Here is a 12,831-nt window from a genome sequence, read left to right on the forward strand (position 1 = left end):
CTGGGACGGCGACCCCGACGCCGCTCCCGACGGTGCCGATCTGTTGGTCGAGCTGCTGGGCCGTTCCCGCGGTGGCACGCCGACGCTGCGTGCCGTGGCGAGGGCCCGAGCCGATGGTTCCCCGAGCTGGGGCAACAGGGCACCGACGCCAAGGCCGTCTGCGCCCGGTGCCCGGTGCGGTCTGAGTGCCGCCAGGCGGGCCAGGACGAGCCCCACGGCATCTGGGCGGGTGAGTCACCACGGGAGCGCAGGCGGGCTCGCAGGAACGCTCAGGGCGCCGCATCGACGCGAAGCGACCCCCGACCGTGATGGCCGGGGGTCGCTGTCGCGGCACGGGGTCGGTCAGGCTCGTAGCTCGATGAGCCGCTGCTCAAGCTCGCTGGTGTCGTGGCCGTGACGCTCGCACAGTTCGATCGTGCGCTGCACGAGCTTGATCGCCATATCGCGGCGTTCGGCTTCCTCGCGTTCGACGGTGGTGACGGTCACTGGTCGCCTCCGTCGTCGATCATGGAGTCAGGGTGGAAGGTCCACACGCTCGCCGCCGCTGCCTCCGTCATGAGCTTCTGCATGCCCGGATCGCAGTACATGCGAGCATCCCCGAGCAGTTCGTCGTCGAGATCGGCAGGGTCGACCGTCCACCCGGCACCGCTCGCCGAGACCGGCGTCGATCGCCCGCCGCTCCGGTTCGGCCAGATCCTCGATCAGCGCCGCCCGCCGCAACTCCTGCCGCCGCTCCAAGGTGAACCCGGCGGCGTTGAGCTTGGCCCGTCGCGCATCGCTCTCGCTCGATGAGCTTGGCCGCCGAGGAGGATCTCGTCGAGGTAGGCGTCGGCTTCATCGACCCCGGTTTCGAGCGAGAACGCAGCGTCCATCAGGCGCATGCGGTCCAGGCTCGCGGTCGGATCGGCCTGGAGCCGGTGATCGAGGTCCTCTCCGCGTCGTCGAGGTGGTCGTCGTGCCAGATCGGGCAGTAGTCGTCGTCGAAGCCCTTGAGGCCCGGCACCTGGTCGATGGTCGGAAGCTGGTCGGTGGTCATGGGTGGGTGGTCCTCCTGGTGGTGAGAGCAGGAGATTCCGACGCCACGGTTGGCACCGACCCAGGGGTTTCGCTCGTTAGCAGGCCGTTCAGGCTGACCCGATTATGAGTCGCCTGCTCTGACCACTGAGCTACTGGCCCTGACGGGGGGAGCTCCGGGGGTGGGGCTCGAACCCACGACCTACTGATTAACAGTCAGTTGCTCTGCCGACTGAGCTACCCCGGAATGCAGCGGTGAGGATAGCAGTGCCGGCGGTCGTGACCTGCCGCTCGGGCTGGCAGAATCGTGCCCGTGAGCGACGAGGAGCTGGGCGACGAGGTCGAACGGCTCCGCGCCCTCGTCGCGGCGATCCCCGATCCCATCTACCGGATCACCGCCGACGGCACCTTCATCAGCGTCGAACGGCCCGACGACCATCCCAGCGCCATGACCCAGGATTCGATCCCGGGCCGTTCGGTGCGCACCGCGATGCCCGCAGCCCAAGCCGAGGTGGTGATGGCCGGCATCCAGGAGGCGCTCGCCACGGGGAGGCTCTGCACCGTCGAGTACGACCTGGTCCTCGACGGCGAGCAGCGCTGGTGGGAGGCCAGGATCGTCCCCACCGGTGGCGAGGTGCTGGGCATCGTCCGCGAGGTCACCGAGCGCCGCCGTGGTGAGGCCGAGACCCTTCGAGCGGCCCGCAGCGACGCGCTGACCGGGCTCGCCAACCGGGCGGCGTTCACCGCAGAGCTCGAGCACGCGATCGCCCGCTCACGCCGTTCGGGACGTGCCCTGGCGGTCTTCTACTGCGACCTCGACCGGTTCAAGGAGGTCAACGACCGGCACGGACACGCGACCGGCGACGTCGTCCTCGCGGAGGTGGCCGACCGGGTACGTAGGGCGCTCCGCGACATCGATCTGGCGGCCCGTCTCGGTGGTGACGAGCTCGCGGTGCTGGTCGAGGAGTTCGACTCGGCCCACGCGCTCGAGGCCGTCGGGCTGCGCGTGGTCGACTCGGTGTCCCAGCCCTATGTGGTCGACGGCGCCGAGCACCTCATCGGGATGAGCATCGGCATCGCCGTCCTCCCCGACGATGCCGACACCGCCGGTGCACTCCTCGAGATCGCCGATGCCGCCATGTACCGAGCCAAGGCGCGAGGAGGGTCGCAGCTGGCGTTCGGCCGTCGCCTCGACTGATCGCTGGGGTCGAGCGCTACTCGTCCAGCCAGACCGGGGCTCGGTCGAGCAAGAAGCGGCTCACCTCGAGGCAGCGGTCCAACACGTCGCACAGCTGCTCCTGTCCGAGAAAGATCCGGGTCAGCGAGACCTCGATCCGTCCCACGATGGAGAGGCTCCGCTCGGTGGCCTCGGTGGCCGATGCCGTGGAGTCGATCGCCGAGACGTCGAGAGGGAGATCGGGACCGCCGATGCCGGCCAGCTCGGTGGCCAGCACCAACAGGTCGGGGCCTTTGGGCAGCGGCGGCATGGCCCAGGTGAACAGCAGCGGGAAGTTCCACACATCGGGTGGCTCGTCGGTCTCGGGCAGGTCGAGGATGGCGTCCTCGAAGCCGAGCATGACCCGGGGGTCGACCTCGAGCGCCAGGTGCAGGTCAAGCGGTCCGCCGCAGGCCTCCTCGGGGTGGAGATCGACCTCCCAGGCCTGGCGCAGGGAATAGGTCTCGACGAAGTGTCGCTCGTCGTGGACGTGGAACCCGTGGTCCACGGCGTGGTCCTTGAGGTCGGCGACGAAGACGGGAACATCGATGGCTGCCACGCCGTCAAGACTGCCAGCATTGGTGGTCTCTCGGCTAGGTTGCGCCCGATGCGGCCCCCCGCGGATGCATCGATCCCCGAGCTGCTGGACGAGGTTGCCGGCCTCGTCCAGATATCGCTCGCAAGGCTGGACGCATGGGGGTTGGCGGGGACCGCGCCCGGCCAGCACCACAGCGATGTCGAGGCGGACCAGGTGGCGGTGCGGAGGTTGGTCGACGCCGGTGTCGGGGTGCTCAGCGAGGAGAGCGGTCTGCACCATCCGGGGCGGGACGTCGTCGTGGTCCTCGATCCCCTCGATGGTTCGACCAACGCCGCCCATGGGGTCCCGTGGTACGCGACCAGTCTCTGCGCGGTCGACGCCGACGGGCCGTTGGCGGCGGTGGTGGTCGACCTGGCGCACGACCGGTGGTACCGGGCCCAGCGCGGCGGGGGAGCGACGCTCGACGGCGGCTCCATCGCCCCCGGCGTCGCCACCTCCCTCGACGATGCCTTCGTCGGACTGTCGGGCCTGCCGCCTCGGCACCTGGGATGGCGCCAGTTCCGGGCTCTGGGTGCGGCGGCGCTCGACCTGTGTGCGGTCGCCGACGGCACGCTCGACGCCTTCGTGGACTGCAGCGTCGATGCGCACGGATCCTGGGACTACCTCGGGGCACTGCTGGTGTGCGAGGAGGCCGGGGTCGCGGTGCGCGATGCGCATGGACGGTCACTCGTGGTGCTCGCCCACGACGCCCGCCGAACCCCGGTCGCCGCCTGCACGACCGAGCTGCTCGACGAGGTGGTCGCGGCCCGCGGCGGGTTCTGAGGCGCGGATCCCGATGGGATGGGTCGGGCCCGGCCGTAGGCTCATGAGGTGATCGCTGCGGTGCATCGGCTCCTGCTCGGGGTGTTCGGATGGCTTCCACGTCGTGTTCGCCGCCGGATCGTGGGCACCCTGACGCCCTCCTACACGGTCGGGGCCATCTGTGTCATCGAACGGGCCGACGGCCGCATCGCGCTCATCCAGCACCGGTACCGGAACCGGTGGGGCCTTCCGGGTGGCCTGCTGGCCCGTCGGGAGGATGCTCGTGACGCCGCCCGACGAGAGGTGCGCGAGGAGATCGGCATCGACGTCGACCTGGAGGGCGAGGCCCAGGTCGTGGTCGAACCTGTTGTGCGCCGGGTCGATGTGGTGTTCAGGGCCCGCCCGGTCGACGACGAGCCGCTGGTGTCGCCCACGAGTCCCGAGATCGTCGCTGTCGAGTGGTTCGAGCCCGATGCGCTCCCCGATCTGCAGGACGAGACGGCGGTCGCCCTGGCCACCATCGAGAGGGCGTTGCGGCACCATGACTAGGCTGACCCGTCTCCGGGGCGCTTAGCTCAGCTGGCGAGAGCACCTCCCTTACAAGGAGGGGGTCGGGGGTTCGAGTCCCTCAGCGCCCACGAGATCGGTGGATGAGCCCGGGCGGAAGCGGCTCAAGGCGACGCCGCCGGTGCCGATAGAGAACCAGATGGCCGGCCGCGGGTCGGCCGCCAGCGCGTACCGCGCACACGGGAGATCGAGGAGGTGGTCGTGGGGCGTGAACGTTCGGGTCAGCTCCTCGTCACCCTCGGGCTGATCGTCGCCGTCACCGCGGCCCTCGTCGCGGGCGCGACCGCGATGGTCCGCTCGACGCCGGTCGTCGAACGAGCCGCTCCCGAGTTGCTCGAGGTTCCCGCCATCCGATCGGCGGTGACAGCCGAGTTCGAGCGCTCGATCCAGGCCGCCTACGCCCCCGAGACCGTGCCCGCCGACGACCTGGCGGTAGCCAGCGAGCGCATGGCCCAGAACGGCTACGTGGTGGACGACTTCGAGATGGCGCTCGCAGAGGCTCACCGTGGTTGGCTCACCGGTGACGACCTGGCGGTGCAGCTCGACCCCCGGATCATCACCCAGGCGGCCGAGCGAGGGTTGCGCGACGCCGACGTCGCGCTGGCCGACCGGTTCCCGACATCGGCACTCGTCGATCCGGCACCAGTGCCATCTCCCTGGGACGTCACCGCCGGATCCACGGCGGCACTGCTCAGGGTGGCCGTGCTGGCAGTACTGGCCGGCTTCGCGTTGTTCGTGGCCGGTGCTGTGCTCGATCCCCGCACGGGTAGCTCGCTCAAGGCGTTGGCACGCGCGGTGGTGGCTTCGGGTCTGCTGCTTGTGGTCGGCGCGGTGGTGTTGCCGCTCGAGGTGCTGCGGTCGATCGACGCCCGGGTCGCGGTGCTCGGTGCGGTGCTCGGCACCCAGCTGGTGCCCCTGCTCGTCATCGCCGCGTTGCTCATCTTCCTCGGACTGTCGCTGCACGCCACCGCCGACCAAGTGGTCAGGAACGTCCGTCGCACCATCAGGCGCAGCCGCCGCGCAGTCAAGCAGGCGACCCCGGTCCCATCGGGTGCCCGGCCGGTGAGACACGGGTCGGCTCGACGGCGCGAAGCAGCCATCGACGCCTTCTTCGACCAGACGGGCAACACCATCCACGCTCGTGACCCCGAGGATGCCGAGGACCGGGCCGAGGCCGTTCCGGTAGAGGGCGAGGGTGCTGATGCCGAGGAGCACGCCGAGGACCTCACCCCCGAGGAGCGGAGGGCCAGACAGATCGCTGCCGAGCGGCGCGAAGCACTGGAGCGCATCGACGGGGCCAGAGGACCCAACCGGACCCACCTGCCGCGGTGATGGGGGTCGGCACCCCTCCGGTGTGGCGCGGACGGCCCTTGGCAGCCATGCTGTCGACATGACATCGGTGCGCCAGACCAGTTCCCCCGACGCCACCCTGTGAGCGTCCTCGAGCAGCTCCTCGAGGTCCAGGAGCTCGACACCAGGATCGACCAGCTCCGGCACCGACGAGACCACCTGCCAGAGCGCGACGAGCTGTCGGAGATCGCCGCGGCCGAGCGCGACCTCGACACCCGTCGACGCGAGGTGGACGATCAGGCCGCGGCGCTGGCCCGGAGCCAGAAGCGGATCGAGGACGAACTGGCCTCGGTCGAGGCCAAGCGGGCCGAGGCCGACAAGCGCCTCTACAGCGGGACCGTCACCGCACCCCGCGAGCTGCAGGCGCTTCAGGACGAGGTGTCGTCGTTGGGGAGGCGCACCTCCGAGCTCGAGGACGAGCTGCTCGAGGTGCTCACCGAGACCGAACCGGTGGACGAAGCTCGCGCCGCGCTCGACGCGGAAGCCTCGACGCTCGCCGGACGGCGCAGCTCGGTCGAAGCACAGCTGGAGGACGCCGAGCGAGAGGTGAGCGCCGAGCTGTCCGAGGTCACCGCGGCACGGGAGGCGGCGTCGGCCGAGGTACCCGCCGAGACGTTGCAGGATTACGAGGCCCGCCGCAAGCACCTCGGCGGCATCGCCATCGCCCGCTTGCACGGCACCTCGTGCGGGGGGTGCCACCTGACCCTCTCCGCGGTCGAGATCGATCGGATCCGAAAGCTCCCGCCCGACGAGCCCGCCACCTGTGAGGAGTGCGGGCGGATGCTGGTCCACTAGACAGCCGGCCAACGTGTTCTTCTGGTTCATCGGGCTCGGCTTCGTCGGGGTCGTCCTCGCCTTCCGCAGTCCGGCGCTCGACTACCGGATGGTGGTGCTCGGGACGTTGCTCCCCCTGGTCGACGTGTCGACCGCCGTCGCCGGGCTCCCCCCGGTGCTGCACACGCTCGTCGCGCCGGCCTCCGTGCTCGTGATGGTCATGCTGGCGACCCGGAACCGACGCCTCGTGCGCCGGCGGTGGTTGGGCATCCCCATCGGGCTGCTCATGCACCTGGTCCTCGACGGCACCTGGAGCTCCACCGAGTTGTTCTGGTGGCCGGTCTTCGGGTTTGCCTTCCCCGATGTCGGGGTGCCGACCCTCGGTCGTGGGATCGTCGGCGTCGTCATGGAACTGATCGGTCTGGCGGTGATCGTCTGGTCGTGGAAGCGCTTCGGTCTCGACGATCCGGGTCGTCGGGACGAGCTCGTCCACCACGGTCGACTCGACCGGGACCTGGTGGTCTGATGCTGATCGTGGTGCGCCACGGCCGGACGGTCGTCAACGCCGAAGGCCGGCTGCAGGGACGGATCGATGCCGACCTCGACGAGACCGGTCTGGCCCAGGCCCGCGCCGTCGCCGAGTGGATCGGTCCGGTGGACCGGGTCGTGACCAGCCCCTTGATCCGGGCCCGGCGCACGGCCGAAGCCTTCGGTGTCGAGCCCGAGGTCGACCACCGGTGGCTCGAGATCGACTACGGCGAGCTCGACGGCACACCGGTCGCCGAGGTGCCATCGACCGTGTGGTCATCGTGGCGGGCCGACCCGGAGTGGCACCCGCCCGGCGGCGAGTCGCTGGCGGCGCTGCACCGCCGGGTTGCCGAGGCGTGCGAATCGCTGGTCGACGCCGCAGCGTCCTCCGCCGTCGTGGTGGTGACCCACGTGTCGCCGATCAAGGCCGTCGTATCGTGGGCTCTCGGTGGCGCGCCGGGAGCGGCGTGGCGGACCCGGGTCGGGCAGCCGTCGATCACCAGGGTGGCCACCGGTCCCGGTGGTCCCGTGCTGCACGGGTTCAACGAGGCACCTCGCTAGCGTGGCGGTCATGGTGCTCGCAGTCGACACCACCGAGGTCGACCCTGCTGAGGCGATCGAGTCCTATGTCGAGGGCAGCACCGACACCGGCTCCGAGGCCGGGTTCCCGTGGGTCGCCGCTGCGGGCTTGCTGCTGCTGGTGATGGTGGCGGCGGTCGTCGTTGTGGTGCTCCTCCGCCGGAGGGCTTGACCGGCGTCGTTGCTGGGGCTGGCAGGTGCCGCGCGGTCAAGACCGCGGTCCAGGTGAACCCACTCTGGCGGCACGGAGCGCCCCAGGAAGGCACATCTTGCCGGCAGTCCTCAGCATTGGATCGCCACCATGGGCGTCCGAGGGGTGTGTTCATCCTGGTGGGGCGAAGAACTCGAGGGCGATGCCGTCGGGGTCGCGGAAGCTGAGCCCGGACCCGTAGTGGGCGTCGACGATGCCGCCGTGGGTGACGTCGAGCTCGTCCAGGGGTTGTCCTTTGTGGTTGGTGGGTTGGTGCTTGGCGAGCGCATTACGGGCCTCGATGAGTGGCCGAGGGGGTGGACGTGGCGGCGGCTGGCAGCGACGAGTTCGGGGTCGGCGGTCAGGCGCTGTTCAGGTCGGCGGTGATCCAGCCGAGTTCGGAGGCGATGCGGATGCCGATTCCGTCGACCTGCAGCGGTTCGATCACCTCTCGTAGGGCGTCGCAGAACGTGTCGAAGCCGACGGCTTCGATGGCGGGGATCGAGGGTCCGGCTGCGGCCAGTGCTCGCACCGCGGTGTCGACGTCGGGCCACTCGTTGATCACGGTCACGGTACCTGCTTGGCGGGGGTTGAAGCCGGTGGAGGTGAGCATCTCGTCGATGACGCCGGCCCGTCCGGTGTCGCCTTGTTGAAGACTGGCTTCGCCGTGGCTGGGTGGTGAGAGCTCGATCACCTTGACGAAGTACGGCAGGAGCCCGAGACGCTCCGGGTGCCCCCAGAACGTGAGGCCGAGCTTCCCGGCCGGTGTGAGCACGCGGCGCGCTTCGTGCAAGGCGGCTTCGCAGCCCTTCCAGATTCCGTTGAAGCTCGTCGCCACATCGAAGCAGGCATCGGGGAACGGCAGTGCGAACATGTCGCCCACCCGGAAGTCGCCTTCGGGGGTGCGTGCCCGCGCGATGTCCACGAGCGCCGCCGACGCGTCGAGACCACTCACTGTTGCGCCTCGACGACTGGCGGTCTGGGCGGCGAACCCCGAACCGCACGCGATGTCCAGCAGACCGATCCCGGCGCCCACGCCGAGCTGGTCGAACACCACCTCGTTGGCCGGTCGCGCGTACGGCTCGAAGAGGTACGCCCAGTCGACAGACCGGGCTCCCCACGCCTGGCCGGCCTCCTTCCAGCGATGGGTGGCAGCAGTCGGAGGTGACATGTCGGCTCCTTGGACGGACGATCGTCTACCACTGTATAGACGATCGTCCGTCTAGTATGCAAGGGGTTCTTCGCACACAAGGGAGCGCACCGATGTCAGAACAGCATGATCACCAGGCCAGGCGGACCCGGGCGCCGGGCGATCGAGCCCGGGCGCGCATCGTCGAACATGCGGCGGCCCTGGCCACGGTCGAAGGGCTCGACGGTCTGTCCATCGGCCGCCTCGCCGAGGTCACCGGCGTCGCCAAGAGCAGCGTCCACGCCCTGTTCGGCTCGAAGGAGGAGCTGCAGCTGGCGACCATCAATGCAGCCCAGGACAGCTTCGTCGCCGAGGTGGTTGCCCCCGCGCTGGCCACCACCGAGACCGGCGGTGAGCGTCTCGTGGCGCTGTGCGATGGCTACCTCGACTACGTCGAGCGTCGCGTCTTCCCCGGCGGCTGTTTCTTCGTGGCCGTGTCCGCCGAGGTCGGCGCCCGCCCCGGACGCGTGCACGACGAGGTGGCCAGGATGCAAGGCCAATGGCGTGACCTGCTCGACGCCGAAGCGCGATCGGCTCACGAGAAGAGCGAGTTGCCCCAAGACTCGGATCCGGCACAGATCGCGTTCGAGTTGGGTGTCATCCTCGCGGGAACGAACCTCGTCACCGTGCTCCACAACGACAACGCGGCGATCACACGCGCCCGCGCGGCAGTGCAAGCCCGGCTGACGAGCTAGCGACGGGTCGTGCCGTCCACGATGTGTCGTGGCGCACCGAACTCGCCCCGCGCGCCCCAGAGGCGGGTGGCTCCGGGCAGCATCGGGGCCAGTCGCAGGAGTGGGGTGACGGTGAGTCGGCCTGTAGGCGGGATTCTGACGGCCTCGATCCGCTGACCTGGACGTTCGTGAGAAAACCGGCTCTGACCTGGGCTTTCGTCTACTCGCTAGTTCACGCCGTTTCACCGTTGTTCTCGACGCGCTGTGTCACGGCCGTGTCAAGCGGCTAGATCTCGCCTACGGCGCGTAGGAGGGCAGCTTGCCAACGCGTCTCCCAACGACGCATGTCGTTCACGAGGTCGAGAAGTGATGGGTGGGTCGTTGGTTTCGCTACCTTGTGCAGGTGGTCGAGGATCTGTTGAGCGATTCTCTCGCCCTCTCCCCGTGTGGCGAGGAACTCGCTCGGATCGCCCCCGTCGCCCCGGATCCCGTCAGCGATGTCGCCGAACTGGTCGAGCATCCCGGTCACCCGCTTGTAGCCTGTCGCAGCGCCGCCGCGATTGAACGGCACCCGGCGCCCACAGTTGCACGGACACTGCGCCATCGGTGAAACCCTCCCGACTCGATCGCCTCTCCATCGGCAGCCGACTCGCTCGATGTGAGCCCTCACAGCCCTCTCGGTGCTCGCGACCCAGTGCCCGCCGCGCCTGGACGGTGAACCGTCGCCGTTGACACCGATGTCGACGCTGCGCCCACGGCCTAAGACGCGACAGCGAAGCGTTGTCACTGGGAGGTGTCAGCGAACCCTAATCGCTTAGGTATAGACAGGGACTTCGAGGCCCGCTGGAGAGGTTGACCGTTGATCCCACGAAGAGTCCATCGACGAATGCTGGGGGCGCTCTTCACAGTCCTCGCATTGAGCCTCATAGCTTGCTCGGATGATGATGCCGCTGATCCAGCGGCAGATGCGCCGGAGAGTCCGGCCGCCGACGCGTCGGAGAGTCCGGACCCGGACGAGGTCGACTCGAGTGAATCGGGCCCGGCCGAACGCGACGACAGTGATGTCGAAGCGGACAGGCAGATCGCCGAGCGAGCGGTTCTTCGCCTCGACGACTTCCCACCAGGATGGCAAGAGCAGGTCCAGCAGGACGAGGATGACGAAGCACTACAGGCTGGAATTGCAGAGTGCGCCGGTTACGACTTTGAGGAGCTTTACGGGGGAGGGGAGCGGGCAGCGTCGCCGACGTTTGTGTCGTCTCAGGATGAGGAGATCACCTCGTCAGTCACCGTGTTTCCGACCGAGGAAGCGGCGAGTCGGAGATATGACGCGAAGACCGCCCCAGCGACGATTGATTGCGTCGGGGATGCGATGCGCTCGGTGCTCAGACTAGAAGGCGCTGGGGAGGGCATTGAGGTCCTGAATGTCGAGATCAATCGCCTCTCGACCTCGGCTCTCGGTGACCAAACCTATGGATTCCGCGTCACGTTAGAGCTCAGAGCCCAAGGCATGACCTTGCCGGTGTACCTCGATGTGGTGGGCGTCCGTGTTGGACGTGTGGGTGCCTCGGTCACCGCCATGTCGACGTTCAGTCCCTACTTCACCAGCGACCTCGAGGGCTACGTCGAGACGGTCGTCTCGCGCATCGATCTCGACTGAGCGGGCGACGACGGAAACCAATTGGCGCGGCGAGTAGTTCATCACCGTTGGCGCTTGGCGTTGCGGAAGGCCATCGGCACCGTCGCCAACACCTCGGCTGGCTCCGATCTTCGCCGCAGGGTCGAGGCCGGCGAGATCACCGCCGACGATGCGGCCGACGCGGTTCGCTCGGCAGCACTCGACGAGTTGGCACGCGAACGCATCCAGTGGATCGCTGCCGACCTCGACCGGCCGATCACCTCGCTTTCGGCCCGTGCGCTCCGCGGCGACGCCGACCGCATCGTGGCCGAGCTTCGCCCGCACTTCGACCGCGCCGCAGGGGTCGTCGCCAAGTCGGTCAAGCGATTCGGCAACGATCCGGACCGAAAGGCGATCCTCGCCGCCGGCCCTGAGGCCGCGGCGAACTGGCAGGAACGCCAGGACGCCCTCGCCGAGCTTGACGAGATTCGTCAGGCGCGGAACTCCCTGCCCAGCAACGGGCGTGCCCGATCGGCCTGGTACGTCGTGCCCCGCCGACCTGGCGACCTCGAACGGGCGCAAGAGCTGTACGGCGCTCCCGGCAATTTCTTCGTCAACCTCATAGAGGCTGGCCTTGAACTCCGGCTCAACACCGAGGCCGAAGCCAGGGAGCACGAGCAGGGCATGACCCGCATGAGGGCACAGCATCGCGCCGAGGCCGAGGCCGAGCGTCTCGACGCCAACGAGGCCAGGGCTCGGCCCTACATCGAGCGGTGGGAAGCCCTCATCTCCCACGACGCCGACGACGAGGAGGCCGCATGATGAACGCTTCGTGTCCCACCTGTGGAAGCCCACTGTTCACCGAGGACCCCGAGAGCCTGAACGGCGACGGCCTCGGCGACCGCCTCGCGGAGGCCTTCCACGGGCGCGACAGCGCCCGCGAGCAACTCACCCGAGACCTGGACCGCCACCTCAACGGCGAAGGTGATGGTAGGAACCGGTGACTGCGCTGAGGGCCGGGCCGTTCGTAAGCGTCAGTGATGTTCGGGCGGCTCAGGCCCTCCCGCCTACCGGTATGATCGCTTGCTTGGGCATGGAGTCAGCGCCTCCGCCAGGGGCGTGAGTCGAAACTTTCGCTGGGCTGGGCTGGGCTGATGCGTCCTCGCATGCGCCTTGAACCCAGATCAATGCGGCTCTCAGTGACCGGTCCGTGACATGAGTCAGGGACCCCCAGTAGTGATGGCGATTGCGACATCAGTCATCACCAAGGAGGCCCCTGATGGAGGATCACCGTAGCGATGCAACCGCGCTCGTCGGACTGGACGAGTTCGTGGTCACGAACGGCTGGCTGTTGGGCGGGCAGTGGACACTGTGGATCGAACGCCGGCCCCTCGCCCCGGTCGGCTGCCCTGGCTGCGGCCGGCGAGCGTGGCGCCACGACACCCGCCGCCACGTCGTACGCGACCTGCCGATCTCGGGTGTGCCGGTCCGGCTCGTGTGGCGCAAGCAGCTGTGGCGCTGCCCCGACCCCGACTGCGCCATCGCGGCCTTCGCCGATGAGAGCCACGAGATCGACGAACGCGCGGTGCTCACCGAACGAGCACGCACCCACATCGCCCGCCGAGTCGGTCCCGGCGGCCAGTCCGTCGCCGCACTCGCCGCCGAGTTCGGCGTGTGTTGGTGGGCGGCCATGGATGCCGTGCGCGACCACGCTCGCGCCCGGGCCGGTCACGTGACAGCGCTCGGCGCACCCCGGGCGATCGGCCTCGACGACACGTCGTTCCTCGCAGCGACGC

Annotated in this window: 19 protein-coding genes and 2 tRNA genes; 14 read left to right on the forward strand and 7 right to left on the reverse strand. The window is 69.0% G+C overall.

Features of this window, described 5'->3' with window-relative positions; genetic code table 11:
- Positions 1-309 (forward strand): WhiB family transcriptional regulator, encoded by a 309-nt coding sequence (locus U5K29_00675; protein ID MDZ7677047.1) that lies wholly within the window; start codon positions 1-3, stop codon positions 307-309.
- Between the two features lie 33 nt (positions 310-342).
- Here U5K29_00675 and U5K29_00680 read toward each other — a convergent pair whose 3' ends face one another.
- The 3 genes from U5K29_00680 to U5K29_00690 all read right to left on the reverse strand — a co-directional run bounded on the left by U5K29_00680 (position 343) and on the right by U5K29_00690 (position 1,261).
- Complete coding sequence (locus tag U5K29_00680; GenBank protein ID MDZ7677048.1) at positions 343-486, reverse strand: hypothetical protein; 144 nt, start codon at positions 484-486, stop codon at positions 343-345.
- 385 nt (positions 487-871) lie between these two features.
- Positions 872-1,036 carry a hypothetical protein gene (locus U5K29_00685; GenBank protein ID MDZ7677049.1) on the reverse strand — a complete coding sequence of 55 codons (165 nt, stop codon included), beginning with the start codon at positions 1,034-1,036 and terminating at the stop codon, positions 872-874.
- Between the two features lie 152 nt (positions 1,037-1,188).
- Positions 1,189-1,261 (reverse strand) — tRNA-Asn (locus U5K29_00690).
- 66 nt (positions 1,262-1,327) lie between these two features.
- Between U5K29_00690 and U5K29_00695 the strand changes: the two genes are divergently transcribed.
- Positions 1,328-2,212, forward strand: a complete 885-nt coding sequence (locus tag U5K29_00695; protein MDZ7677050.1) for a diguanylate cyclase — start codon at positions 1,328-1,330, stop codon at positions 2,210-2,212.
- A 16-nt stretch (positions 2,213-2,228) separates the two neighbouring features.
- Here U5K29_00695 and U5K29_00700 read toward each other — a convergent pair whose 3' ends face one another.
- The gene (locus tag U5K29_00700; protein MDZ7677051.1) at positions 2,229-2,789 is read right to left on the reverse strand and encodes a hypothetical protein; all 561 of its coding nucleotides are present in this window, start codon (positions 2,787-2,789) and stop codon (positions 2,229-2,231) included.
- Between the two features lie 48 nt (positions 2,790-2,837).
- On the opposite strand from U5K29_00700, the gene U5K29_00705 reads away from it, so the two are divergent.
- The 8 genes from U5K29_00705 to U5K29_00740 all read left to right on the forward strand — a co-directional run bounded on the left by U5K29_00705 (position 2,838) and on the right by U5K29_00740 (position 7,539).
- Positions 2,838-3,590, forward strand: coding sequence for an inositol monophosphatase (locus U5K29_00705; protein MDZ7677052.1), 753 nt, complete (start codon positions 2,838-2,840; stop codon positions 3,588-3,590).
- Positions 3,591-3,638: 48 nt separating this feature from the next.
- Positions 3,639-4,118 (forward strand): NUDIX hydrolase, encoded by a 480-nt coding sequence (locus U5K29_00710; protein MDZ7677053.1) that lies wholly within the window; start codon positions 3,639-3,641, stop codon positions 4,116-4,118.
- 15 nt (positions 4,119-4,133) lie between these two features.
- Positions 4,134-4,207, forward strand: a tRNA-Val gene (locus U5K29_00715).
- A 130-nt stretch (positions 4,208-4,337) separates the two neighbouring features.
- A complete protein-coding gene (locus tag U5K29_00720; GenBank protein MDZ7677054.1) occupies positions 4,338-5,468 on the forward strand; it encodes a hypothetical protein in 1,131 nt (376 codons plus the stop codon).
- Positions 5,469-5,567: 99 nt separating this feature from the next.
- Entirely contained in the window at positions 5,568-6,281 is a 714-nt protein-coding gene (locus U5K29_00725; GenBank protein MDZ7677055.1) for a C4-type zinc ribbon domain-containing protein, read from the forward strand.
- A 13-nt stretch (positions 6,282-6,294) separates the two neighbouring features.
- Complete coding sequence (locus U5K29_00730; protein ID MDZ7677056.1) at positions 6,295-6,786, forward strand: hypothetical protein; 492 nt, start codon at positions 6,295-6,297, stop codon at positions 6,784-6,786.
- Positions 6,786-7,349 carry a histidine phosphatase family protein gene (locus U5K29_00735; protein ID MDZ7677057.1) on the forward strand — a complete coding sequence of 188 codons (564 nt, stop codon included), beginning with the start codon at positions 6,786-6,788 and terminating at the stop codon, positions 7,347-7,349. Before U5K29_00730 ends, U5K29_00735 begins: the two co-directional genes overlap by 1 nt.
- Positions 7,350-7,359: 10 nt before the next feature.
- Positions 7,360-7,539 (forward strand): hypothetical protein, encoded by a 180-nt coding sequence (locus tag U5K29_00740; GenBank protein MDZ7677058.1) that lies wholly within the window; start codon positions 7,360-7,362, stop codon positions 7,537-7,539.
- Between the two features lie 379 nt (positions 7,540-7,918).
- On the opposite strand, the gene U5K29_00745 is transcribed toward U5K29_00740, so the two are convergent.
- Complete coding sequence (locus U5K29_00745) at positions 7,919-8,728, reverse strand: methyltransferase domain-containing protein (protein ID MDZ7677059.1); 810 nt, start codon at positions 8,726-8,728, stop codon at positions 7,919-7,921.
- A gap of 92 nt (positions 8,729-8,820) precedes the next feature.
- On the opposite strand from U5K29_00745, the gene U5K29_00750 reads away from it, so the two are divergent.
- Positions 8,821-9,441, forward strand: a complete 621-nt coding sequence (locus U5K29_00750) for a TetR/AcrR family transcriptional regulator (GenBank protein ID MDZ7677060.1) — start codon at positions 8,821-8,823, stop codon at positions 9,439-9,441.
- Between the two features lie 265 nt (positions 9,442-9,706).
- On the opposite strand, the gene U5K29_00755 is transcribed toward U5K29_00750, so the two are convergent.
- Positions 9,707-9,949 carry a hypothetical protein gene (locus U5K29_00755; GenBank protein ID MDZ7677061.1) on the reverse strand — a complete coding sequence of 81 codons (243 nt, stop codon included), beginning with the start codon at positions 9,947-9,949 and terminating at the stop codon, positions 9,707-9,709.
- Positions 9,950-10,306: 357 nt separating this feature from the next.
- On the opposite strand from U5K29_00755, the gene U5K29_00760 reads away from it, so the two are divergent.
- From U5K29_00760 to U5K29_00770, 3 genes are read left to right on the forward strand one after another with little or no spacing between them, the layout of a single operon-like run.
- Positions 10,307-11,077 carry a hypothetical protein gene (locus U5K29_00760; protein ID MDZ7677062.1) on the forward strand — a complete coding sequence of 257 codons (771 nt, stop codon included), beginning with the start codon at positions 10,307-10,309 and terminating at the stop codon, positions 11,075-11,077.
- A 54-nt stretch (positions 11,078-11,131) separates the two neighbouring features.
- The gene (locus tag U5K29_00765) at positions 11,132-11,857 is read left to right on the forward strand and encodes a hypothetical protein (protein MDZ7677063.1); all 726 of its coding nucleotides are present in this window, start codon (positions 11,132-11,134) and stop codon (positions 11,855-11,857) included.
- Complete coding sequence (locus U5K29_00770; GenBank protein MDZ7677064.1) at positions 11,854-12,039, forward strand: hypothetical protein; 186 nt, start codon at positions 11,854-11,856, stop codon at positions 12,037-12,039. Before U5K29_00765 ends, U5K29_00770 begins: the two co-directional genes overlap by 4 nt.
- A 257-nt stretch (positions 12,040-12,296) precedes the next feature.
- Here U5K29_00770 and U5K29_00775 read toward each other — a convergent pair whose 3' ends face one another.
- On the reverse strand, positions 12,297-12,767 hold the full coding sequence (locus U5K29_00775) for a hypothetical protein (GenBank protein ID MDZ7677065.1): 471 nt from the start codon (positions 12,765-12,767) through the stop codon (positions 12,297-12,299).
- Positions 12,768-12,831: the final 64 nt, after the last annotated feature.

The organism is Acidimicrobiales bacterium (assembly GCA_034521975.1).
In the GTDB taxonomy this organism is placed as follows: Bacteria; Actinomycetota; Acidimicrobiia; order Acidimicrobiales; family SKKL01; genus SKKL01.

Bases quoted from the DNA above. Each gene is read 5' to 3' on its own strand.
- U5K29_00685 (MDZ7677049.1), bottom strand. From the start codon at position 1,036: ATGACCACCGACCAGCTTCCGACCATCGACCAGGTGCCGGGCCTCAAG.
- U5K29_00705 (MDZ7677052.1), top strand. From the start codon at position 2,838: ATGCGGCCCCCCGCGGATGCATCGATCCCCGAGCTGCTGGACGAGGTT.
- U5K29_00735 (MDZ7677057.1), top strand. From the start codon at position 6,786: ATGCTGATCGTGGTGCGCCACGGCCGGACGGTCGTCAACGCCGAAGGC.
- U5K29_00740 (MDZ7677058.1), top strand. From the start codon at position 7,360: ATGGTGCTCGCAGTCGACACCACCGAGGTCGACCCTGCTGAGGCGATC.
- U5K29_00745 (MDZ7677059.1), bottom strand. From the start codon at position 8,728: ATGTCACCTCCGACTGCTGCCACCCATCGCTGGAAGGAGGCCGGCCAG.
- U5K29_00750 (MDZ7677060.1), top strand. From the start codon at position 8,821: ATGTCAGAACAGCATGATCACCAGGCCAGGCGGACCCGGGCGCCGGGC.
- U5K29_00760 (MDZ7677062.1), top strand. From the start codon at position 10,307: ATGCTGGGGGCGCTCTTCACAGTCCTCGCATTGAGCCTCATAGCTTGC.
- U5K29_00770 (MDZ7677064.1), top strand. From the start codon at position 11,854: ATGATGAACGCTTCGTGTCCCACCTGTGGAAGCCCACTGTTCACCGAG.